Source organism: Falsiroseomonas ponticola, from assembly GCF_016805305.1.
GTDB classification, from domain to species: domain Bacteria; phylum Pseudomonadota; class Alphaproteobacteria; order Acetobacterales; family Acetobacteraceae; genus Falsiroseomonas; species Falsiroseomonas ponticola.
In genome coordinates, this window is record NZ_JAERQN010000001.1 from 810,194 (window position 1) to 832,580 (window position 22,387).

21 protein-coding genes are annotated in these 22,387 nt (G+C 73.5%); 4 read left to right on the plus strand and 17 right to left on the minus strand.

Annotated features, from left to right (window positions below; translation table 11 throughout):
• Window positions 1-49 precede the first annotated feature (49 nt).
• Window positions 50-334, minus strand: a complete 285-nt coding sequence (locus JJI54_RS03905; RefSeq protein ID WP_203071110.1) for a hypothetical protein — start codon at window positions 332-334, stop codon at window positions 50-52.
• 163 nt (window positions 335-497) lie between these two features.
• Between JJI54_RS03905 and JJI54_RS03910 the strand changes: the two genes are divergently transcribed.
• Together JJI54_RS03910 and JJI54_RS03915 are read left to right on the plus strand one after the other, a co-directional pair.
• Window positions 498-1,157 (plus strand): LolA family protein, encoded by a 660-nt coding sequence (locus JJI54_RS03910; protein WP_203071112.1) that lies wholly within the window; start codon window positions 498-500, stop codon window positions 1,155-1,157.
• A 92-nt stretch (window positions 1,158-1,249) separates the two neighbouring features.
• Entirely contained in the window at window positions 1,250-1,654 is a 405-nt protein-coding gene (locus JJI54_RS03915; protein ID WP_203071114.1) for a hypothetical protein, read from the plus strand.
• A 19-nt stretch (window positions 1,655-1,673) separates the two neighbouring features.
• Here JJI54_RS03915 and JJI54_RS03920 read toward each other — a convergent pair whose 3' ends face one another.
• From JJI54_RS03920 to JJI54_RS03935, 4 genes are all read right to left on the minus strand, one after another.
• On the minus strand, window positions 1,674-2,258 hold the full coding sequence (locus tag JJI54_RS03920) for an NADPH-dependent FMN reductase (RefSeq protein ID WP_203071116.1): 585 nt from the start codon (window positions 2,256-2,258) through the stop codon (window positions 1,674-1,676).
• A complete protein-coding gene (locus JJI54_RS03925; protein WP_203071118.1) occupies window positions 2,258-3,430 on the minus strand; it encodes a cupin domain-containing protein in 1,173 nt (390 codons plus the stop codon). The genes JJI54_RS03920 and JJI54_RS03925 overlap by 1 nt, the downstream gene beginning before the upstream one ends.
• Before the next feature lie 66 nt (window positions 3,431-3,496).
• Window positions 3,497-4,450, minus strand: a complete 954-nt coding sequence (locus JJI54_RS03930; RefSeq protein WP_203071120.1) for a Bug family tripartite tricarboxylate transporter substrate binding protein — start codon at window positions 4,448-4,450, stop codon at window positions 3,497-3,499.
• 47 nt (window positions 4,451-4,497) lie between these two features.
• Window positions 4,498-5,187, minus strand: coding sequence for a GntR family transcriptional regulator (locus tag JJI54_RS03935; protein ID WP_203071122.1), 690 nt, complete (start codon window positions 5,185-5,187; stop codon window positions 4,498-4,500).
• Between the two features lie 40 nt (window positions 5,188-5,227).
• Here JJI54_RS03935 and JJI54_RS03940 point away from each other — a divergent pair, with 40 nt between their 5' ends.
• Window positions 5,228-6,097: a hypothetical protein gene (locus tag JJI54_RS03940; protein ID WP_203071124.1), complete on the plus strand. Its 870-nt coding sequence runs from the start codon at window positions 5,228-5,230 to the stop codon at window positions 6,095-6,097.
• Window positions 6,098-6,100: 3 nt separating this feature from the next.
• Here the strand turns inward: JJI54_RS03940 and motA are convergent, their stop codons facing one another.
• The 4 genes from motA to JJI54_RS03960 form a co-directional block, all read right to left on the minus strand.
• Window positions 6,101-6,961 (minus strand): flagellar motor stator protein MotA, encoded by an 861-nt coding sequence (gene motA / locus JJI54_RS03945; RefSeq protein ID WP_203071126.1) that lies wholly within the window; start codon window positions 6,959-6,961, stop codon window positions 6,101-6,103.
• Window positions 6,958-7,998 carry a flagellar motor protein MotB gene (locus tag JJI54_RS03950; protein ID WP_203071128.1) on the minus strand — a complete coding sequence of 347 codons (1,041 nt, stop codon included), beginning with the start codon at window positions 7,996-7,998 and terminating at the stop codon, window positions 6,958-6,960. The genes motA and JJI54_RS03950 overlap by 4 nt, the downstream gene beginning before the upstream one ends.
• A gap of 20 nt (window positions 7,999-8,018) precedes the next feature.
• Complete coding sequence (locus tag JJI54_RS03955) at window positions 8,019-8,795, minus strand: response regulator transcription factor (protein ID WP_203071130.1); 777 nt, start codon at window positions 8,793-8,795, stop codon at window positions 8,019-8,021.
• A 78-nt stretch (window positions 8,796-8,873) separates the two neighbouring features.
• Window positions 8,874-9,314 (minus strand): flagellar assembly protein FliX, encoded by a 441-nt coding sequence (locus JJI54_RS03960; protein WP_203071132.1) that lies wholly within the window; start codon window positions 9,312-9,314, stop codon window positions 8,874-8,876.
• Window positions 9,315-9,480: 166 nt separating this feature from the next.
• Between JJI54_RS03960 and JJI54_RS03965 the strand changes: the two genes are divergently transcribed.
• Window positions 9,481-10,299, plus strand: coding sequence for a transglycosylase SLT domain-containing protein (locus JJI54_RS03965; protein ID WP_203071134.1), 819 nt, complete (start codon window positions 9,481-9,483; stop codon window positions 10,297-10,299).
• A gap of 29 nt (window positions 10,300-10,328) precedes the next feature.
• On the opposite strand, the gene JJI54_RS03970 is transcribed toward JJI54_RS03965, so the two are convergent.
• From JJI54_RS03970 to JJI54_RS04005, 8 genes are all read right to left on the minus strand, one after another.
• On the minus strand, window positions 10,329-11,288 hold the full coding sequence (locus tag JJI54_RS03970; protein WP_203071136.1) for an IS110 family RNA-guided transposase: 960 nt from the start codon (window positions 11,286-11,288) through the stop codon (window positions 10,329-10,331).
• A gap of 307 nt (window positions 11,289-11,595) precedes the next feature.
• On the minus strand, window positions 11,596-12,669 hold the full coding sequence (locus tag JJI54_RS03975) for a flagellin (RefSeq protein WP_203071138.1): 1,074 nt from the start codon (window positions 12,667-12,669) through the stop codon (window positions 11,596-11,598).
• 13 nt (window positions 12,670-12,682) lie between these two features.
• On the minus strand, window positions 12,683-14,167 hold the full coding sequence (locus tag JJI54_RS03980) for a flagellar hook-associated protein FlgK (RefSeq protein ID WP_203071140.1): 1,485 nt from the start codon (window positions 14,165-14,167) through the stop codon (window positions 12,683-12,685).
• A 151-nt stretch (window positions 14,168-14,318) separates the two neighbouring features.
• Window positions 14,319-16,790 (minus strand): ATP-binding protein, encoded by a 2,472-nt coding sequence (locus tag JJI54_RS03985; protein ID WP_203071142.1) that lies wholly within the window; start codon window positions 16,788-16,790, stop codon window positions 14,319-14,321.
• Between the two features lie 50 nt (window positions 16,791-16,840).
• Complete coding sequence (locus tag JJI54_RS03990) at window positions 16,841-18,064, minus strand: glycosyl hydrolase family 8 (protein WP_203071144.1); 1,224 nt, start codon at window positions 18,062-18,064, stop codon at window positions 16,841-16,843.
• 235 nt (window positions 18,065-18,299) lie between these two features.
• Window positions 18,300-19,076: a winged helix-turn-helix domain-containing protein gene (locus tag JJI54_RS03995; RefSeq protein WP_203071146.1), complete on the minus strand. Its 777-nt coding sequence runs from the start codon at window positions 19,074-19,076 to the stop codon at window positions 18,300-18,302.
• A 160-nt stretch (window positions 19,077-19,236) separates the two neighbouring features.
• Entirely contained in the window at window positions 19,237-21,423 is a 2,187-nt protein-coding gene (locus JJI54_RS04000; RefSeq protein ID WP_203071148.1) for an ATP-binding protein, read from the minus strand.
• 202 nt (window positions 21,424-21,625) lie between these two features.
• Window positions 21,626-22,375: a response regulator transcription factor gene (locus tag JJI54_RS04005; protein ID WP_226381494.1), complete on the minus strand. Its 750-nt coding sequence runs from the start codon at window positions 22,373-22,375 to the stop codon at window positions 21,626-21,628.
• Window positions 22,376-22,387: the final 12 nt, after the last annotated feature.

A 22,387-nucleotide genomic window follows, 5' to 3' on the forward strand; every position in this document is an offset into this window, starting at 1 on the left:
CTAGAAGTCTTGTCGGCGTCGCGTCAAACCGGGGCGCGGGACGGCTGCGTCAGACCAGCGCGCCGTTCCACACCGGGAAGTTGCCGGAGGCGACGGGCAGGCCGGGGCGGCGCCACACGACGCGCCAGGCGACCTGGTCGAACACCATGCCCATGTGGAAGAACTGGCCGCCGGCGGAAAGCTCGATCTCCGCCACCTGGCCGCGCAGCGCGGGGGCCAGCTGCTCCATCGCGTGCGCCACCAGCTCATGCCGCGGCACGCCATGGATGGTGCCGGCATCGATCGGCAGCAGGGTGTTGCCGGAGAGGGAGGAGGGGGCGAAATCGAAGGGCATGGGAAGCTCCGTGACCGGGATCGGGGGTGCTGATCCCGCTTCTCGGGTGGTGCCGGCCTTCCTGGTCCGGGGCGTCGAGGCTCATAAAAGCGCACCGAGGGTTGACGACGGGTAAATCCCGCGGGGACTTTCCGCAGGGCCCGGGATGGGCCATCTGGCAGCCATGCAACGACGCACCCTGATCGCCGCCGCCGCCCTGTTCAGCCCGCCGGCGCTGGCGCAGCAGTCCCGGCCGGCCGCGCCGCCGCCGCCCGCCGCGGCGCCCGGCATCGACCGCGCGGCGGTGGCGCGGGTGGAGGCCTATCTCAATGGGCTGCGGACCCTGAAGGCGCGGTTCCTGCAGGTGGCGCAGAACGGCGCCTCGGCCGAGGGGATGGCGCTGATCAGCCGGCCCGGGCGCATGCGCTTCGACTACAACCCGCCGGAGCCGATGCTGCTGGTCGCCTCCGGCGGGCAGGTGATGATGTATGACCGGGAATTGCGGCAGCCGAGCACGGTGCCCGCTTCCTCCACGCCGCTCGGCCTGCTGCTGCGGCAGGAGATCCGGCTCTCCGGCGACATCACCGTGACGGGGACGGAGCGGACGGGCGGCTTCCTGCGCATCGGCCTGCACCGCACGGGGGCACCGCAGGAGGGACGGCTGACGCTGGCCTTCCAGGAGCAGCCGATGGAGCTGCGGCAATGGACCGTGCTGGACGCGCAGGGGCGGGAGACGCGGGTGACGCTCTATGAGGTCGAGACGGGCATCCGGCTCGACAACAAGCTGTTCGACTTCAACGACCCGACCTTCATGGAGCAGGAGGGGCTGCGGCGGGGCGGATGACGCGGCCTGCCCTTCCCGTCGCAAGGGCCGGAAAAGCGTTGCGGTGAGGCATCTTGTATTGTATTAATACCCACGCAGCGGGAGCGCGCGGGATGAAGATCGAGTATGTCGGCAACGCCAAGAACCATGGCTGGCACGGCATGGCCGACGCGCCCGCCGCGATCCGCTGGAACGACGGCCAGGTGCGCCGCGACAGCGTCCTGGCGGACTCCGCCGATGATCGCGGCCTGAAGCTCTGGTTCCGCGGCGCCGCGAACATGAACCGCAAGTCGGAATACCAGATTGTCCTGCATATCAGCGACCAGGAACTGATCGAGCTGTTCCAGGGCCGCTTCGGCCTGACGGCAAGCCCCCTGTCGCTGGCCGGCGACCGCGCCAAGGCCGAGATGGAGAGGCGGCTGCTGGAGGCATCGGGGAGCCCCGTGCCGCGCCGCCTGCCCGCCCCGAACCAGGATGACGACATCTTCGGCATCGTGCCGGGGCCGGGGGCGCCGTAGCAGGCCCCGGGGCGGGCTGTCAGTCCTTCACCCGCCGCGCCCAGGCGACCAGCCCCGCCACCACGCGGCCGATGGCGGCGCGGCTCGGCTCATCCACCAGCGTGCCCTCCGCGTCGAATTTCCCGCGCGCGCTGCCCACGAAGGCCTCCGGCCCCGGCATCACGCGCACCCCGATGGATTGCAGGGACATGCGCAGGTGCTGCTGCGCGCGGGCGGTGCCGAGCATGCCGGGGGAGGTGCCGATGATGCCGGCGGGCAGGTCCGCCAGCGGGGTCCGCCGCGCCTCGCCCTCCGGCGCCGTGGTGCCGCCGGTCCCTTCGGCGCGGGACGCCCAGTCGATGGCGTTCTTCAGCGGCGCGGGGATGCCGGCATTGTATTCGGGGCAGGCGATAAGCAGGGCATCGGCGGTCCAGAGATGGCGGCGGAGCCGCTGGACGGGCGCCGGCCAGGCGGGCTTCTCCAGATCCTCGTTCATCAGCGGCAGGTCGCCGATCTCCGCCACCTCCAGCACCGCGCCCTCCGGAAGCATCGTGGCCGCCGCGCGCAGCAGGGCCGCATTGGTGGAGGCGGCGCGGAGGCTGCCGCAGAGACCGACGATGCGCATCACGACGCCTCCTCCAGCAGCCCGAGGCGCGTGAGGCGGCGGCAGAAATCGAGCCCGCCCTCCCCCAGCGCCCCGGGCGTGGTGCCTTCCGCCAGCGCGCCCATCCAGCCGGCCTCGGCCGGGCTGAGCGCCAGCGGATCCCCGGCCCAGCGCAGCCAGGCGCCGCCGGTTTCCTCATCCGGCACCAGGGCGTGCAGCACGCCGGAAGCGAGGCGGAGCGGCGTGCCGGCCCCGGGCAGGCGGGGAAACAGCCCCCGCCCCAGCATCGGCGCGCGATCCGCCGCCAGCCGGTCCAGCAGCGCCAGCGCCGTGCGTTCCAGCGCGGCGGGCTCCGCCAGCATCGCCGCGAGCGGCCGGGCGAGGGGCGCCAGCGCGCCCGGGCCTTCCGCCAGGCGCCAGGTGGGGAAGGCGGCGCGCAGCCCTGGCTCCGCCTCCTCCAGCAGGTCCACCGCCATGCGCAGCACGCTGGCGAAGGAGGGTTCCATGAAGCCCACCGTCACATGCAGGGATGGCGCGGTGCCGTCCTGCGCCGCGGCGTCATGCAGCACGCCGCGCGGCACGTAGAGCGCATCGCCCGGCCGCATCGTGATCTCCACGGCCTCCGCCAGCGGTTCCACCCCGCCGGTCCAGGGGGTGCGGCGCGTGGGCGCGGGGAAGGGCTGGCCGGGCCAGATGCGCCAGTGCTTCTCCCCCTCCACCTGCAGGACCAGCACGTCATGCGTGTCGTAATGCATGCGGAAGCCCTGGGCGCCGGGGGGCGTCAGGTAGATGTTGGCCTGCACCGCATGCAGGAAGACCTGTTCCAGCCCCCGGCAGAACCGCGCCAGCGCCGGGTGGAGTTCGTGGAACTGGGAGACGACGAGCGTCGCGCCGCGGTCGAAGGCGTGGAACAGGCGGGGCAGGTCGGCCGCGCCATCCGCGCCGGCATAGTCATCCTCCGGCACCGCGGCGCTGCCCTGGCGGCTGCCATCGGCCATGGAGATGCGCGGGCGCCGGGCGGCATCGGTCGCCAGGAAGGCATCGAGATCGGCGATGGAGAGCAGGCCCCGGTAGCGGGCGGGATCGGGGGCCGGGAAGTGGCGCCATTCCGTGCCCTCCCGCAGCGCGAAGCCGTCCTCCACCGACAGCTCGCCGAAGCCCAGCGCCCAGGCTTCCTCCGCCATGCCACCCATGCCTGCCGCTCCCCGCCGGTCGATGGCGCATCATCGGCGGGCCGGCGCCCGCGCGGAAGGGGGGCGCTACGGCACCGCGAGGCCGAGGCGCTGGATCACCGGGATCCAGGTCGCGCGTTCCCGGGCCACCAGCGCGCCGTATTCGGCGCTGGTGCCGGGCGCCACGCGGAAGCCGGCGGCGGAGAGGGCGCGGCGCGTCTCCTCCTGCCGCAGCGCATCGCCGATGGCGGCGTTCAGGGCGGCGATGGTGGCGGGCGGCGTGGCGGCCGGCGCGTGCAGCCCGTACCAGAAGCTGGCCTCAAGGCCCGGCAGGGTCTCCGCCGCCGTCGGCAGCTCCGGCCATTCCGGCAGCCGCGCGGCTTCCAGCACCGCCAGCGCCCGCAGCGCGCCGGACTGGATGTGCGGCGTGGCGGTGGCGAGGGAGGCGAAGCTGAAATCCACCTCCCGCCGCAGCAGGGCGTTGGTGCCCTCGCCCCCCGACCGGTAGTGCACGTCGGTGAATTCCACGCCGCCCCGCCGGGCGAGTTCGGCGGCCAGGAACTGCGTGACGTTGCCGACCCCGGTGGCGCCATGCGTCACCCGTCCCGGCGCCTGGCGGGCGCGGTCCAGCAGCCCGGCCAGGGTGGTCGCGCCGGTGCCGCTGACGATGACGATGGGCTGGGTGGCGGCCAGGATCACCGGCGCCAGGTCGGCTTCCGGGTCATAGGGCAGGTTGGGGAAGATGGCGCGCGCGGTCGCGACGGTGCCGAGTTCGCTGACCAGCAGCGTCTCCCCGCTCGGCGCCGCGCGGGCGACGGAGGCGGCGCCGAGCGTGCCGCCGGCGCCCGGCCGGTTCTCCACCACGAAGGTGCGGCCGGTGCGATCCTGCGCCGCGCGGGCGATGAAGCGGGCCAGCGTGTCGATGCTGCCGCCGGCGGCGAAGCCGCTGACGATGCGGAAGGGCCCGCGCGGCAGCTCCTCCGCCGCCGCGGGCAGGGCGGGCAGCAGCAGCCCGAGGACAAGCAGCAGGCGCTTCTTCATGCGCTTCTTCCTCCCGGTGGAGCGGCGCCCGCGCCCCTGGCCGCGGATCAGGCCAGGTAGGCGTCGGGCAGCAGCAGCAATTCGGCGCAGGCATTGCGGACATGCAGGCGCATCCCCGCCTCCGCCGCCGCGCCATCCCCCATTAGCAGCGCCGCGACCACGCGGGCATGTTCCTCCGCCGATCGCAGCCGCGCGGCGCGGTCGAAGAGCCGGGCATAGATCAGGCGGGACAGGGGCAGGGTCAGCGGCCGCAGCGCCTCCGCCAGCCGGGGATTGGCGGCGAGGTCGAGCACCAGGTGGTGGAAGGTGATGTTGGCGCGGGCGAAGGCGCCGACGGGATCACCCGCGTCTTCCGCCGCGCGCTGTTCGGCCAGGCTCGCCATCAGCCGGTCCCGCGCGGCATGGGCGGCGGGGGCGGCCAGCCGCGCCGCCAGGCCTTCCAGCGCTTCCCGCACCGGGGCGACGGCGGCGACATCGGCCCGCGCCAGGCGGCGCACCGCGGCGCCGCGATTGGCGGCGATTTCCAGCACCCCTTCGGCCGCCAGGCGCTGGAAGGCTTCGCGCACCACGCCGCGGCTGGTGCCGAATTCCGCCACCAGCGCGGCTTCCACCAGCCGGTGGCCGGGGCTGTAGAGGCCGCCCAGCACGCGGTCGCGCAGCGCATCCGCCAGCGCATCCACGCGGTTGCGGGCCTCGGGCGTCGGCGACGGCGCCGTCGCGGTTGAATCATCCAACATGATTGTCCTACAATACTGCCAACCGCAAGGAATGGGAAGCATGCGCCTGGTCCATGGCCGAGACATCGACTTCACGGCGCCCCGCACCCGCCACCGGGAACCCGGCATCCTGTTCAAGCACCTGCTGACCGGCGCGCCCGGCACGCCGGATTGCTACGAGCTGTCGCTGACCAGGGTGGTGACGCGCTACGAGGCGCCGCGCCACCGGCACAATTTCGACCAGGTGCGCTGGCAGCTGGCGGGGCGCTTCGGCGACGGGAAGGGGGAGGACCTGCCGGCGGGCTGGGTGGGCTACTACCCCGAGGGCACCTACTACGCCATCGACGCCACCGGCCCCTGCGAACAGCTGACGCTGCAATGCGGCGCGCCGACCGGTTCCGGCTTCATGCCCTATGACCAGCTCTTCGCCAGCGCGGCGGAGCTGGCGAAGCTCGGCAGCTTCCAGGACGGCATCTACCGGCGGCACGACGCCAGCAACCTGCCGCCGGGCGTGAAGCGCAACCAGGATGGGTATGAGGCGGTGTGGCAGCACGCCATGGGCACGCCGGTGGTCTATCCGCGCCCGCGCTTCGCCGCGCCGCTGCTGATGGACCCCGACGCCTTCGCCTGGATCGATGCCGGCGGCGGCGCGGCGCGGCGGGAGATGGGGCGCTTCACCGAACGCGGCGTGACCATCGCGCAGCTGCGCCTGGCCGCCGGCGGGGCGGTGACGGAGACGGCGCGGGCGCGCCGGCTGTTCTACGTGCTGGCGGGGGAGGGCCTGGTGCAGGACCAGGCCATTCTCCCGGAAAGCGCCATCGAGCTGGCGCCGGGGGAAGAGGCGCGCTTCGCCAGCGCCGGCGGGATGGTGCTGGCGGCGCTGACGCTGCCCGATTTCAGCCTGCCCGCGGCGATGGCCGCCGCGGCGTGACGCCTATTTCGCTTCCTGCAGCGCCGTCTCCATCGCGGCGAAGTTGGGCATGAGGCCGGAGGGGATGGTCTTGCGGCCGACCTCGATCGCGACCTGCGGCGCATTGCCGTGGAGATGCGCGACGAGGACGGCGCGGATCACCTCCAGGAACCGCGCATCCTCCTCCACCACGCCCTTGAGGCGCACGGCGATGGGGCCGACGAGGCCGTAGGCGAGCAGCACGCCGAGGAAGGTGCCGACCAGCGCCGAGCCGATCATGGCGCCCAGCACCGCCGGCGGCTTGTCGATGGAGCCCATGGTCTTGATGACGCCGAGCACGGCGGCGACGATGCCGAGCGCGGGCAGCGCATCCGCCATGTTCTGCAGGGCATGGGCGGCGTGCAGCTCCTCGTTCTTCACCTTCTTCAGCTCGGACGCCATGATGTCCTCGATCTGATGTGGATCGTCGGCGTTCATGCCGACCATGCGCAGATAGTCGCAGATCAGGTGGGTCGCGTGGTGGTCGGCCAGGATGCGGGGATAGGCCTGGAAGATGGCGCTTTCCTCCGGCTTCTCGATATGCGGCTCCAGCCCCGCGGCGCCCTTGGACTGCGCCACCTTCAGCAGCCGGTGCAGCAGCACGCCGAGGTCGAGGTAGTCCTGCGTCTTGTAGCGGCTGCCCTTCATCGCCTTCCCGATGCCGCCCAGCGTGTGCTTCACGTCGGAGATCGAGTTGGACATCAGGAAGCTGCCGACCGCGGCGCCGCCGATGATCAGCATCTCATAGGGCAGCGAATGGAGGATGGGCTCCATGTGGCCGCCGGCGATGATGAAGCCGCCGAAGACGCAGCCCAGCAGAATGGCGAATCCGCCGATCAGGATCATGGCGCGGTGCCTCCTTGGGCTGGCAGCAGCATCAGCACCGCGACGCGTCGGTTCGCGGCATCAAGCGGGTTGGCGGGGACGAGGAGTTCGCGTTCCGCGCGGCCGGACACGCTGCGCATGCGGCGATCCGTGACGCCGGCATCGACCAGCAGGCGGCGCGTGGCATTGGCGCGTTCGGCGGAGAGGTCCCAGTTCGACCGTTCCCCGCCGCCGCGGAAGGGCGCGGCATCGGTGTGGCCGGTGATCTCGATGGGATGGGGCAGGCGGGCCAGCACCTGGGCCACGCGCAGCAGCAGGGCGCGGCCGCGTTCATTGGGCGCGGCGCGGCCGGTTTCGAACACCGGCTGGCCTTCCGCATCCACCAGCTGGATGCGCAGGCCCTCCGCCACTTCCTCCACGATCAATTGCCGGCCGAGCGAGGCCAGGGTGGGGTCGTTGCGGACGGCCTGGCGGATCTCCTCCGCCGCGCGGGTGAGCAATTCCTGGCGCGCGGCCTCCGCGGCGCGGCGCAGCGCCTCATTGTCCACGGAACCGCGGCGCGCGGCGTTGTCGGCGCCGCGCAGCGCCGCTTCCAGCTCCCCGGCGCGGCGCGCGGCATCGGCCATGGCGTCGCCATCCGGCACGGCCTGGGCGGGCGGCGTCTGCTGGCGGGCGGAGGGGCGGGGCAGGCGGATCTCCGGGCCTTCCTCCTCCTCCTCCGAATCGAGGCCGGGCTGGGCGGTGCGCATGGTCGGCACCAGCGGCGCATCGGCGATCAGCGGGCCATCGCTGTAGAGGCTGCGGCCGCCGAAGGGCTGGCCGGAACCGCTCGGCCCGCGCGCCAGGTCGTTGGGCTGCGCGAAATAGTCGGCGATGCCGCGGCGCTGCGCTTCGGTCGTGGCGTTCACCAGCCACATCAGCAGGAAGAAGGCCATCATCGCCGTGACGAAGTCGGCATAGGCGATCTTCCACGCGCCGCCGTGATGGCCGTGCTCCCCTTCCTCGATCCGCTTGATGACGATGGGGGGCAGGTTGCCCTTGCCGCCGGGCTTCGGCATCGCCGTCCCTCCTGCCGCGATCAGGCGCCGGCCAGGCCGAGGCCGGCGGCGGGGACGAGATGCGCGCGGCGCAGGCGCGGCTGGCCGGCGGCGAAGCGCGCGCGGGCGGCGGCCACGGCGGCGGGGCCGGGATCTTCCGCCACATAGCCGAGGCCCCAGACGGTGCGCACGATCTCCGCCGCGCCGGCGGCGGCCAGCTTGCGGCGCAGCTTGCAGACGAAGACGTCGATGATGCGCTGGTCGGGCCCTTCCTCGTCGCCATAGAGGCGGCTCATGAAGCGCTCCTTGCTCAGCAGGGCGGAGCGGCGGAGCAGCAGCGTCTCCAGCACCTCGAACTCCCGCCCCGTGATGCTGACGGCGCGGCCATCGACGGCGACGCATTGCCGGTCCCGGTCCAGCGCGACATTGCCGCAGAGGAGGAGGGTGGGCGCATGCGCGCCGGTGCGCCGCACCATCGCCTGCACGCGCGCGACGACGACGGGGCTGGCCACGGGGCGCGCGACGAGGTCATCCGCGCCGTGGTTCAGCGCGGCCGCTTCCTCCGCCGCCGTGACCGCGCCGGCGATGACGAGGATGGGCGACTGCACGCCATGGCGGCGGATGTCGCGCAGCACGGGCAGGGCTTCGCGCGACAGGTCGGCGACGCTGAGCACGACCGCGTCGAAGGGACCATTCTCCACCGTGGCGTTGCCGATGCCGCCGAGATCGCCGGCCTGCTCCACGAAACGGCCGGAGCCCGTCAGCGCCTGGCGGAGCGGCACCTGGTCATCGGCCGTGACGCCGAGCAGGATTCTCATCGGTCTTTGCCTCGCGTTTTTCGCAGGGGGAGTGGTCGGCGTCGTGACGACGCTGAAGAAGGACATGTCCACCGCGCCTCACGCGCGGCCCTGGGCGGTGCCGTCGGGCGGCAGCCGCTTGGCGATCTCGATCCGCAGGCGGAGCGCGACGGGGGCGCAGACGCGCCGGGCTTCCGCACCCTCCTCCGCCAGGGATTCGGCTTCCGCCGCGGCGGCTTCCAGCACCGCCAGCGCCGGGGGCTCATCCGCCAGCAGGCGGCGCTGCATGTCGCGCAGCAGCGCCAGGCCGCGCGTCGCGGCATCCTGCGGCGAGGGGCGGCGGCGGCGCGGGGGCGGATCATCCTGGCCCTGGATCGCGAGCAGCGCGGCGGCGGCGGAGGCGCCGGCGCTGGCCATGACGCCGCCGGCGGATTCCGCCCCGGGCGCGCCGAGCAGCGCGCCGAAGTCGCCGCGCAGCGCGCGCAGCCGCGATGCCGCGGGCGGCAGCGACGGAGGGGCGGCGGTGGCAACGCGCAGCATGGGCAGGGGCACCCCTTCTGGGTTTCAGGCTTGCCCATTTGCGCGCCGTCGATTTCTGCGGTGTGAACAGTGGGCCCGGCACGGCCCCGTGATCGCGGGGCGGGCGATGCGCGGCGCTGTTCAGAGTTGGTAGCGGTGCTGGCATGGGCGTTGCGATGCGCGCCGCATGATCCGCATCCTGGCTTCCCTGTTGTTCCTGTCCCTGGTCGCGGCGACGGCGCCGGCGCGCGCGCAGGTCGCGCTGTGCCGCGCCGCCATCACGGCGGCGGAGGCCGAGTTCGCCATTCCCGACCGGCTTCTGCTGGGCATCGGCCGCGTCGAGAGCGGGCGGCGCGATCCGGAAACCGGCGCCTTCGATCCCTGGCCCTGGACCATCAATGCGGAGGGACGCGGCAGTTTCTTCCCATCGCGGGAGGCGGCGGTGGAGGCGGTGCGCGCGCTGCAGGCCTCCGGCGTGCGGTCGATCGATGTGGGCTGCATGCAGATCAACCTGCGCCACCACCCCAATGCCTTCGCGAGCCTGGAGGAGGCCTTCGACCCGATGGCCAGCGCGCGCTACGCGGCGCGCTTCCTGACGAGCCTGCAGGCCCGCGCGGGCGACTGGACGGTGGCGGCGGGGCACTACCATTCGCAGACGCCGGAATTCGCGGAGCGCTATCGCGCGCGCCTGGCCGCGGTGATGGCGAATGAGCGGCGGTCGCCGACGCCGGAACCCGCGGCGGTGCCGCGCCTGGCCGCCGCGCCGGCGGCGCCGGGTGGCGTGGCGCCGGCACCGCCCGCGCGCGGCGCGCTGGATGCTTACCGCGCCGCGCCGATCCCGGTGGCGGGACGTGGCCCCGGCGGCGCTGGGCAGAATCTGCCGGCCGCGACGCCGAACCCGGCACCGGCTGCAGCGCCCGCCCCGGTGCAGGTGGCCGCCGCGCGGGCGCCGCATGTGGTGGCGGAGGTGGGGCTGGGCGGGATCGGGAACCGGCGGCTGTTCTGAGCAACCGTCTTGCGCTGGGCGTGGTGGGGTCAGGCGGTCTGGTGGTTGGAGGTGGCCCAAGGCTGTCGTGTGCGCATCATGGTGTTCAGGATGACGACGAGTTTGCGCATGACGGCGCCGAGGGCGACCTTGGGCGGCTTTCCGGCAGCCCGCAGCCGGTCGTTGAAGGCCTTGAGGGTGGGGTTGTGCCGCACGGCCACGGTGGCGGCCATGTAGAGGGTGTTGCGCACGGCCTTACGGCCACCGGCGCAACGCCGCTTGCCCTGGCGCTTGCCGCTGTCGTCGGCGAAGGGCGCGACACCGACCAGGGCCGCGATCTCCCCGCGCGAGGCTTTCCCCAACTCTGGCAGATCAGCAATCAAGCGTGCCGCGGTGACGGGGCCGACACCCGGCATGCTTCGCAGCAGCGCGGCATCCGCGGCCAGGGCCTGATGGGCGGCGATGTGGTCTGCGATCTCCGCCTCGACTTGCTTCAGCATCTGCCGCAGCTGCCCGATGCGCTGGTCAGCGAGCACGACCATGCGGGGCAGGCGCAGGCCGCGGCGCTGCGCTTCAGCGACCATCCGCTCGGTCGAGAGCTGGTCGCGCAGCCGAACCATCTCGGACAGGGCATCGCGTGGGACATCCCGCTGGAAGAGCGGGCCGGGAAAGGCCGCGGCACAGGCGCCGATGACCCGGGCATCGATGCGATCCGTCTTGGCCCGGTGGCCGGCCGCGCGGGCATACTGGCGCACCCGCCGCGGATCGAGGATGCGCACGCCGAAGCCGGCATCGGTCATGGCCTCGGCGAAGGCGCGTTCGTAGCCGCCGGAGGCTTCGCAGGCGAAGACAAGGGGGCCTAGCGCAGCGGGAGCGTGGCTCCGGGAAGACTGTATAAGCTGCTGATATCCCAGCGCATCGTGAGGAAGCCGCTTGGTGGTTCCGTCAGGTAGCGCGGCATCGAGCCACTCGGCGCTGATATCCACACCGATCACCAGGTGAGGCTCCATCGTCTGATCCTCCGTCCCATCCTTGCCGTTCGGGGTTGCGCCCCGGGCAACCGTTCGGGTTCAAAGGGAGACGGATCCGGGCCAAGCTCAGAAACGGTCTTAGGACCGGGGGGCCGACGGCCTCGAGATCGCGCCGCCGGTGCAGGGCTGCAGCCCTGCACCGGCGGTCACACTATGCACCATCGCCAAGACACAAGTGGCCGCAGGGCGGCGGCGCCCCTCCCGGCCGTCCCGCGCCCGCAACGGAAAACCGCGCCACCCCCTGCGGGATGGCGCGGCGCGTTCCGCTCGGCGATGGGGCCTGGCGTCAGCCCAGGAACTTGGTCAGCGACAGACTGGAGAGCATGGCCAGCGACCGGTAGCTCGCTTCCAGCTGCGTCTGCGTCGCCTGGGCGCGGCTGATCGCCTCCGCCAGGTCGATGCCCTCGACCTCCGAGAGCTGGCCTTCGAGCTGCGTCGCGAGTTCGCTGTGGCGCAGCCGGGAATCGGTCAGCCGCTGTTCGGCGGTGCCGAGGCCCGCGGCCTCGTCGCTCACGCCCGAGAGGCCGGCGCGCAGCGCGCCGAGCGCGCCGGTGACCACCTGCTGGTAGTCGGCGCCGTCGGTGACGCCGAGCTGGTCGAGATTGGCGATGACGGACAGGCCGTAGATCAGGTCCCGCGCCCAGGACCCGGTGCTGTCCGCCGCCTTGGACGGCAGCGCGCCGGCGTTGCGGTTGGGGTAGAGGCCGATCTCGACGGCGCCGCCCTCGCTGACGGGCACGGAGGCCAGGCTGTCCTCCACCTCGCCGGCCGCGGCGGCGGTGGCATAGGCGGAGAAGGGCGTGATGGCGGGGTCGTTGCTGGCGCCGAGGTCGCGCAGCGCGCCGCGCAGCGCGGCGCCGCCGCCCTTGGCCATACCCTTCATCGCGTCCTTGATGGCGGCGAAGAGGGTGCCGTCCTCGACACGGCCCGGGATGGGGGTGCCGTCCAGGTCGGCGCCGCCGAACAGGCTCTCCCCCTGGTAGCGTTCGTTGATCATGCCCGTCACCTCCCGCAGCGCGGAGCGCGCGCCGATGGCGGCGGCGCTGACCTGCGTGGCGCCGCCGCTGAGCAGCGCGGTGGCCGTCGCGACCATGTCGGTGGTGATGCTGGTGATGCGCGACAGGGCGGATTGCGTGACGGCGGCGCGCGCCTCCCCGCGTTCCGCGGCGCGGGCCAGGGATTCGTGGCGCGCGACTTCCGTGCGCAGGTCGATGGCGCGGCGCGCATCGGCGCCGAGCCCCGCATAGGTGGCGGCGCGCTGGCCGCCGGAGGTCTGACGCGTCTGCTCCGCGAGGCGCGCGCGCAGCGTGCCCGCCGCTTCCGTGGCGCGATCGATGGCGGCGAAGCCGGAGATGGTCATGGCCCTCTATCCCTCAGCGCACCATGCCCATGAGCGCGTCCCACATCGACTGGATGGCGGAGATCACGCGCGCATTGGCGGCATAGGCATTCTGCAGCGTCACCATCGACGCCATCTCGGCATCCACATCGACACCCTCCCGCTTCTGCACCAGCGCGTTGATCTGGGTGGAGAGGGTGGCGGTGGTCGTCTCCTCCGCGCTCGCATCGCCCGCATCCCTGGCGTGGGCGGCGGTGAGCGCGGCGGCGTAGTCCAGCAGCGCGCGCGGCGGGGAGAAGGCGGAGGCGAGCGTGCCGCCCGGGCCGAGCCCGCTGCCCGGGATGGGGCTGTGCGGCACGCCGGCCGCGCGCTGGCTGCCGAAGGCATAGTCCAGCACGCGATCGAGCAGCTTCGTGTAGCCGGCCTGGTTGTCCGGGTTGGGCGGGAAGGCGGGCACGTCGCCGGTGCCGTCGCGCAGCAGCGCGGGCTTCGCCGCCACCTCGGCATTGACGATCATGCGGCCCGCGAAGCCCACGGCCTGCGCGCTGCCGGCGGCGGGCGGCGCGGCCCCGTCGCTGTCCGTGAACAGGGTCAGCCCCTGTTCCCGCAGCCGCCCGGCCATGGTGGCGGCCAGGGTGTCGAGCTCCGCCGTCATGCGGGGCAGCGTCTCGTCCCGCAGATCGAGCCCGGCGCCTATGCGGCCGCCGCGCGGCACGTCGGCAAGCGGCACGCCGTTCAGCGTCAGCCCCGGCAGCGTGCCGGCGGGGGCGCCGTGGTAGGAGCCGGGGGCGATGACCGCATCGGCGATGCCGAGGGGGCTGCCCGTCTCGTCCAGCGGCAGCACGGCGCCGCCCTGGAGGATGAGCGTGAGCGAGCCGTCCCGGCCTTCCGCGGGCGTCACGCCGATGAGGTCGGAGAGCTGGCCGATCGCGGCGTCGCGCCGGTCCAGCAGCCCGCTATCGTCGAGCCCTGCAGCGCGCATGGCGCGCGCCTGGCTGTCCAGCGCGGCGACGTTGCGCAGCAGGCCGTTGGCGGCATCGACATCGGTGCGCAGCCCGTCCTGCACGGATTGCCGCGCGCGGGTCACGGCGCCCGAGAGGTCCCGCAGCTGCGCGGCCACGTCGCCGGCGACGCCCAGCGCCGCGCCCTGCGCGGCGGTGTCGTTCGGCGTGGCGCGGAGTTCCGTGAGGCGGTCGCGCAGCGCGCCGATCCGGCCGCCGAGGCTGGCGCCATCCGCCGGCGCGCCCTGCAATTCGGCGAGGGGGCCGAGCACGCCGGCCCGCAGCGACGCCGCGGCCGCTTCGCCGCGCGCGCCGCGGGCTTCGGTGCGCAGCGCGCGATCCACGTCGCGCTGGGGGGTGGAGCTGCGCACGCCGGCCGCGGTCTGTTCGCCGCGCACGGCCTTGCGCGTGTAGCCCTCCACCCCCGCATTGGCGACGTTCTGCGAGGTGGCTTCCAGCTGGCGGGAGGCGTGGCGGATGCCGGCCGTGGCGCGCAGCAGCGCGGATTCCAGGCTCATGACGGCCTTCCCTGTCGCCTGCTGGCAATCATCCTGGCCACCGCTTCGTCCTCCGCCGGGATGATCCCGGCCGCTCTGGGTCTTCCGAGGGGAAGGCCGCCCGGGCGGCATTCCGACCGGTGGAGGAGACGCCGGGGATGTGACCCCCGAATTAACCAGTGCCTGCTTCGGTGGCGCTCTCGGCCAGGGTCTCGGGCGCGGGGGCGTCCCGCAGGTGGATGGTGAAGATGGCGCCGTCCGGGCCGTTCTCCGCCGCGATGCGCCCGCCCATCGCCACCACCAGCCCGTGGCAGATGGACAGGCCGAGCCCGGTGCCGCGATCCGGCCCCTTGGTGGTGACGAAGGGTTCGAACATGCGCGCGAGCACGAGGTCGGGCAGCCCGCCGCCGCTATCGGCCACGCGCAGCGCGGTGAAGCCATCCTCCGCCGGCGTCGCGGTGATGGCGATCCAGCGCGGCGCCTCCGGCGGCCGGGCGGCCAGCACATCCCCGGCATTGGCCAGCAGGTTGGCCAGCACCTGTTCCAGCGCGACCAGGTGGCCCAGCACGATGGGCGCCGGATCGCCGAGTGCGCAGCGGATCTCGATGCCCGCTTCCCGCAGCACGCCGCCGGCCAGCGCCATGGCGCCTTCGACGGCATCGCCCAGCGGCACGGGCTGGGGCGGCGCGTGTTCGTCCACGCCGCGGGCGAAGCGGCGCAGATGCTCGATCAGCGCGGCGGCGCGCTGGGTGTAGCCGGCGATGCGGTCCAGCCGCTGTTCCGCGACATCGACGCGGTCGCGCCGCATGGCGGTGCGCGCATTGTTGGCGGCCAGCGCGATGGCCTGCAGCGGCTGCTTGAGTTCATGCGCCAGGCCCGCCGACATCTCCCCCAGCGAGGCGAGGCGCGCGGCGGCGATGGCGCGCGCATCGGCGGCGCGTTCGGCGGTGACGTCGGCGATGTAGCCCACGGCATCGGCGCTGCCATCGGGCAGGCGCGCGATGACGGTCAGCGTGACCTTCACCTGCAGCAGCCGCCCATCGGCGCAGCGCAGCCGCAAATCCTTCGACCATTCATCGGCGCCGGCGAAGAGGCTGCGGTCCCCGGTATAGCCGGCCTGGGGCGGATCGAAGATCGCGCGCAGGCCGCCCGGCGCGTTCACCTGGTCATAGGGCCAGCCCGTCATGCGTTCGATGGAGCGGCTGACATAGGTCTTGGTGCCGCGGCCATTGGGCGCGATGGTCACGCGGAAGACGACGATCGGCGCGCCTTCCAGCGTGCGGTCCAGCTCCCGCCGCGCGGCTTCCACCTGGGCCGTCGCCTCCCGCTCCACCGTCACGTCGCGGCTGTAGCCCACCACCTCCCCGCCGCCATCGGGGCGCAGCGACAGGCGGTGCAGGCTGGTCACCAGGATCGGGCGCGGCGCGAAGGCGGATGGGGCGGTCCATTCGAAGCTGGCGGTGCCGGTGGCCAGCGCTTCCAGCAGGGCGCTGCGCAGCGCGGCCGGCGGCGGGTCCTGCGCGCCGCCGGCGCGGTAGAGCAGCCCGGCCGCGCCATCGGCCGCGACATCGAGGAGGAAGAGGCCGACGGGCAGGCCCGCATGCAGCCGCTCCACCTGTTCGCGCCCCTGGCGCAGCGCGGCGGCGGTATCGGCCAGCGCGTGGTTGCGCCGCGTGACGCGGCCGAAGAGCAGCGCGAGCAGGACGCCGGCGGAGAGCGCCAGCACGGCGAAGCGCACCGCGCCGCGCAGCAGGGGCATCGCCTCCATCTCCGCTTCCGCATCGACGGCGGCGAAGGCGACCAGGTTGGTGTCGTCCACCGCCTGCACGGCCATGAACTGGTCGCGGCCATTCACCTGGCTTTCCTGCCGGAAGGTGAAGGCGCCCCGCTGGCTGAGCCCGGCCATGGCATCGGCCGGCAGCGGGATGAGCAGCCCGAGCAGGGAGGCGACGTCATGGCTGCGCGCCAGCAATTCGCCTTCCCGCCGCAGGATGGCGACGACGTCGTTCGGCCGCGGCGTCATCTGCGCCAGGCGCTGGGAGACGTCGCGCGGGCTGATGGAGGCGATGACGATGCCGGCGAAGCGCCCGCCCTCATCCTCCAGCCGCGACACCGCGGCGAAAAGCGGCTGGGCGGTGGCGCGGCCGGCGAAGGGGGCGCTGATGCGCAGCCCCGCGGCGCCGGCCGCGGCCTCGGTGAAATAGGGCCGGTCCGCGACGGAGAAGGGCCGGGTGTCCGGGTCCGAATGCCAGAGCGTCTCCCCGGCCGGGCCGGCGATGACGATGTTGGCGAGGGTGGTGCGCCCCGCCGCGGCTTCGCTGATGATGGAGCGCATCATGCGCTCCGCCTCCTGCCGCGCGCTGTCGTCGCCGCTGCGGCGAAGCGCGATCCAGCGCCGCGCCAGCACGGTGGCGAAGCCGGCATCGTCCACGACGTGGGAGGCGACATGCCCGACCGCGGCGGCGGCGGCGCTGGCGCGCAGATAGGCGTCCTGGGCGCTCAGCCGCTCCGCGCGGTCCACCACCGCTTCGGCCACCAGCCAGGCGGGCACCGCGACCAGCAGGGCGAGGATGACCAGCACGGTCGGCGCGGCGCCGGCCCCGATCGCCCTTCCCTTGCCGCGAAGACCAGAGCGAAGCCCCATGCCCAACCATAACCCCCGTCGGGTCGGCAGGGAAACGTTGCCGGCTGCGGTCAGGCCGCGCCTTCGGCCGGCACCCAGCCCGCGGCGGCGCCGCGGCCGGCTTCCATCGATGCCATGCGCGCCAGCATGATCAGCGCCCCGGCATAGTAGTCCGGCGCCGTCGCCACCGCGGGGAAGGACGGGCGCAGGATCCCGGCGCCGGCGCCCCGGCTGGCCAGCGTCAGCGCCGCCACGGCGCGCACGCCTTCATGCCCGGGATAGGGGGAGAGCGCGCCGGTCTGCAGGTCCGCCCAGGCGGGCAGCGTCTCCGGCCGCGCATGTTCCCAGAAGGCCGCGGCGGCGCGGAGCGATTCCGCCTCATGCAGCCCGGCCCAGGCGAGGTAGAGCGGCACGCGGATCGCGTCCCAGGAGAAGCGCGGCGGCCAGCCATTGGCGGGCGTCATGCGCCCGGTGGTGGCATCGATGTGCAGCCAGTCCGGCGGCAGGCGCCAGGTGCCGAAGCGCCCGGCGGCCAGGATGTGGCGGCCATCGGCCTCGACCCGGCGCAGCTCCGTCCCCGGCACCAGGGCGGCGAGGGAGCGGATGGCGGGCAGGTTGTAGTAGGACGGGTTCACCACGCAGGCATTGGGGCGCGTGAAGCCGTAGGCGCCCGGCAGCAGCACGGTGCGCCCGGCGATGTCGCGCGTGCAGAGCTTCACGATGTCCTGCGTGATGGCGGCGGCCATGTCCTCCCACGCCGGGACGGACCAGCGCGCGGCGGCGCGCTGCAGCGCCCAGGCGATGGCGATGTCGCCATCCGTCGCGTTGTTGTTGTCCGGCACCGCCACGGCCTGGTGGGGGCGCCAGGACCAGGCGAAGAGCGTGTCGCGGGGACGGGCGAGGTTGTCGCGCGTCCAGCCCAGGATGCGTTCGAAGGCGGCGCGGTCCGCGCACCATTCGGCCAGCAGCATCGCGAAGCCCTGGCCCTCGGAATGCGAGACGCCGCCATTGCCGCTGTCGATCACGCGTCCATCGCGCGTCACGAAGCGGTCGCGGAACTGGCGCCATTCCGAGATGTCGCGGTCGTCGGCGGTGGAGGCGAGGGGCGGCGCGGGCGGCAGGTGGAGGATGCCGGGATTGGCGGCGGGCGCCGCGACGGTGCGCGGGCGCAGGGTCAGGCTGGCCGCGGCGCCGAGGCCGAGGGTCAGCAGGGCACGCCGCCCGGGCAGCACGGAGCCGCGCGGCGCTGCCGGCGCGGGCGGTGGCGGCGTGCGGGACGCTTCGTTGATGACCACGATACTCCTCCGCACCGTCCATGGCCCCTTCCCGGGGCACGACGGCGCTGGCGCATCGTTGCCGCATCGGGGGCGAAAAATCGCGTCGGGTTCGGTCGGGAAGGTTCAGAAACCGGTCGTAAGTATCGGAAAAGGCCGCGGAATATCGGGCGGCGCCGGATGCGCGAAACGGCGAAGCCCGGCCGGAGGGGGCTCCGGACGGGCTTCGGGCGTCGTCGGTCGGGAAGGGGTGCCGTCAGGCGGCCTCGGCCCATGCCTTGGCGGGGCTGGTCAGGCGGTTCGGGCGGCGCAGATGGCCATCCGCGAAGCGCGACCGCGCGGCGGCGATGGCGGTCACCGGCGGTTCCTCCGCCATGTAGCCGCGGCCCCAGGCGGTGCGGATGAATTCCGCGGCGCCGGCGGCGGCCAGCTTGCGGCGCACCTTGCAGATGAAGACGTCGAGCGTGCGGCTGTCCGGCCCTTCGTCCGAGCCGTAGAGGCGCTGCAGGAAATCGGCCTTCGTCACCAGGCTGCCGCGGCGGAGGAACAGCATCTCCAGCACGTCGTATTCGCGGCGGGTGATGCGGACATCGCGGCCATCGACGGTCAGGGCGAGGTTCGCCTGGTCCAGCGTGGTGTTGCCGATGGTGATCCAGGCGGAGAGATGGCCGAGCATGCGGCGCTGCAGGGCGCGCAGCCGGACGACGAGGGTGGTGATCGCCATCGGCGCCATCAGCACATCGTCGGCGCCGGCATCCAGCGCCTCCGCCTCGCTCTCCGGCGTCGCGGAGGCGACCAGCACCACGGTGGGGACACCCAGGCGCTGGCGCGCCACGGCGCGGATGCCGGCGATGACGGCGTGGCCGAGGCCCGCGGCCTCGATCAGGATGGCGTCATAGGGGCCGGTCTGGGCCGCGACGGCGCCGGGATCGTCATCCAGCGCGACGGTGTCCACCATCAGGCCTTCATGGCCCAGGGCAACCTTGAGCCTCTGTCCCGCCGGCAGGGTGGAAGCGACAACCAGAATGCGCATGTCGGTATCCCTCGCGATCTTCGCCCGGCAGCGAACGATGTTCGTCCGCCCTCGATCCGTAACGGCATCAATGTCGCTGGAGGGGGTCGCGGGTACGAGTCGGCTTTCTTAAGGGTTGGTCAACGCCCGGCGCTCTCGTTTACGTGTTTGACCAACTCTGTCAGGAAATGTCGGGCGCCGCGTCCGGAAGCGTCGGCGCGCCGGCGCCGGCGGTGGCCACGGGGGCGGCCGCCGGGGCCCCCGCGATGGCGAAGGTCAGCGTCATCACCGCGCCATCCGGGCCGTTGGCGGCGGTGATGGAGCCGCCGAAGGCGCGCATGGCGGCATGGACCAGCGGCAGGCCGAGCCCGGTGCCCTTGCCTGGCGCCTTGGTGGTGAAGAAGGGTTCGAACAGGCGGTCCATGTGGCTGTCGGGGATGCCGCCGCCGCTGTCGGCGATGGTCATGGCCAACATCGGCCCTTCCACCGCGGCGGCGATGCGGATCCAGCCCGCGCCCTCGCCCTCCCGCCCCGTCTCCCGCCGGTGGTCGTCGATCGCGTCGCGGGCGTTCATCAGCAGGTTCACGATGGCCTGTTCCAGCGGCACCAGCCGGGCCATCACCGGGGGCAGGCCGGCCGGCAGGTCGATGGAGAGGTCGATGGCGGCGGCGTGCAGCGCCCCGTTGGTGAGGACGGAGGCGCCTTCCACCGCCTGGGCCAGGGACAGCGGCTCGGGCTCCCCCTCATCCGACCGGCCGAAGACGCGCAGGTGGTCCACGATGTCGCGCGCGCGCTGCGCCTGCTGGCCGATGCGCGACAGGCGTTCCTGGATATCCGGCAGCGCCGCCGCGCCGCGCCGCTGCAGGGCGCGGGAGGCGTTGTCCGCCGCCAGCGACATGACGGCCAGTGGCTGGTTGAGTTCATGCGCCAGGCCCGTCGCCATCTCGCCCAGCGTGGTCAGGCGGCCGGCATTCTGCAGCTTGGCCTGGATGGCGCGTTCGTCGGAGATGTCGGCGATGTAGCCCACCATCTCGGCCGTGCCGTCGGCGCGGCGGTCCACCACGCGGACGGAATCGCGCACCCAGATCCACTGGCCATCGCCGCGGCGAAGGCGGAATTCGCGCTGCGCCTCCCCCTGCTGGCCGACGCTGGCGTAGAACTCCGCCTGGCGCGCGGCGTCCGACGGCTCCATCAGCTCATGCGGGTCGGGCATGTCGAGCAGATGGGCGGGCGTCCAGCCCACCACGCGTTCGGCGCTTTCGCTGGCATGGGTCAGGGTGAAGGTGCCGTCCGGGCGGATGTCGCCGCCATAGATCAGGCCCGGCAGGCCCGCGATGCGGCGGGCATAGGTGGCGCTGGCGGCCTCGGCCAGGGATCGTTCCGTCTCCGCCGCGGCCGCGACCTGGCGGGCGGTGGCGCGGGCGCGCAGCGACAGGCCGACCCAGACCAGCATCAGCGTCACGGCGCCGCCGGCCCCGGCCGTCAGCCGCACCAGCAGGGCGAGGTTGGCGACGCCGGCCTGGCTGGCCGCATAGTCCTGGATGTAGGCGACGGTCAGCGGCGTGCCCGCCACGCGGCGCCAGGCGGTGATGCTCTGCTGTCCTTCCGGCGTGCGGCGCAGCACGGACCCGGTCATCTGGTCGGGCGGGCTGGCGCGCAGCGGGTCATCCGCCGGCAGCTCCGTGCCGATGGCGGTGCCGGGGATGCGGCTGTGGGCGGCGCGCAGCGTGCCGCGCAGGATCATGGCGCTGTCCTGCGGGCGGAACTGGATCTCGGCCAGCGCTTCCGACAGGTCGTGCAGGTCCATGGAGACGACGGCGACGCCGGCGAAGGCCGCATCGGGGCCGAGCAGCGGGCGGGTCAGCTGCACGGTCCAGCGCTGGCTGACGCGGCCGACCAGGGGGATGCTGATGAACAGGCCGCGCAGGCCGCGGGCATGGACCTGGAAATGCTCCCTGTCCCCCAGATAGACCGGCGCGCCGGAGCCGGGGATGGAGGACCAGAGCATCCAGCCATCCCGCCCGATGATGGCGACCTGGATGAAGCCGAACTGGCCGGCATTCACGGTGCTGGCCAGCTCCGTCTCGATCGCGGAGCGGCCCTGGTCGTTGCCGGATTCGCGCAGCACGAGCCAGGACTGGGTCAGGCGGTGCAGGACCTCCACCGCCTCCAGCCGCCGCAGCAGCACCTGGTGCACCACGTCGGCGGCGGCCTCCGCCTCCACCCGCGCGCTTTCGGTGGCGTCGCGCGACAGGCGGCCGATCAGCGCTTCCCCGGCCAGCAGCAGGGCGGCCGCGATCGCCAGCGCGGCGAGCCAGGCGATCCAGCGGCGCGGCGCCGTGCGCGCCGGGGGGGGCGGCGCGGTCATGGGACGGATCGCGACGGGCATGGCGGGGGTGCGGGAAGGCCTGTTCCGGTGCAGCCGGGCGCAGCATGGCGGGCGGGTGTTGCCGGAATGTGGCGCGGGGCGCCCGCGCCGGGGCGCGGCTGGGCGGCCCCCGCGCAACCGCGCGCGGGGCTGGTGCGGGCGCCTGGCCGGGAAGCCGGGCTGCCTGCCCCCGCCACCGCCGCTAGCCCCGCGGGAAGCCCGTGAAGACGTAGCCCTGGCTGCGGATGGCGGTGATCGCGCGGTCGCCGCCCGGGCCGAGCTTGCGGCGGAGATGCATGACGAGGTTGTCGAGCGCGCGGTCATCCGGCCGCCAGGGGCGGCGGAGCACCCGCTTGGTCAGCGTCTCCCGGTCCACCGGGTGGCCGGGGGCCTCGGCGAGCACGGCCAGCAGGTCGAACTCCGCGCCGGTCAGCGGCACGACGGAGCCGTCGCCGCGGCGGAGTTCGCGTTCCACCGTCAGCAGGGTCCAGGTGCCGGCCGCGGGCTGTTCCGGCTCCTTCTCCCGCTCCTTCTCCGCCGGGCGGGCCTGCTGGACGCGGCGCAGATGGGCGCGGATGCGCGCCACCAGTTCCCGGCCGGAGATCGGCTTCAGCAGGAAGTCGTCGGCGCCGATCTCCAGCGCCACGATGCGGTCGGTCTCCGCCCGGTTGCCGGTCAGGATCAGGACGGGCGCATCGGTCAGGGCGCGCAGCGCGCCGATGCGCGGCAGGGTATCCACGCGGCCCAGCCGCTGGTCGAGCACGACGAGGTCCGGCTGCGCCGCCTCCACCGCCGCGATGGCGGCTTCCCAGGTGGCGGCCGTGGTGGGGCGCATGCCGTAGTCCGACAGGGTGAGGGCCATCTCCTCGGCCAGCGCCTCGTCGTCCTCGACGATCAGGACGTTGGGCGCCGGGCCCGCCTCCTCGGCGCCGAGTTCCGTGCCTGACGACATTGACAAGACCAA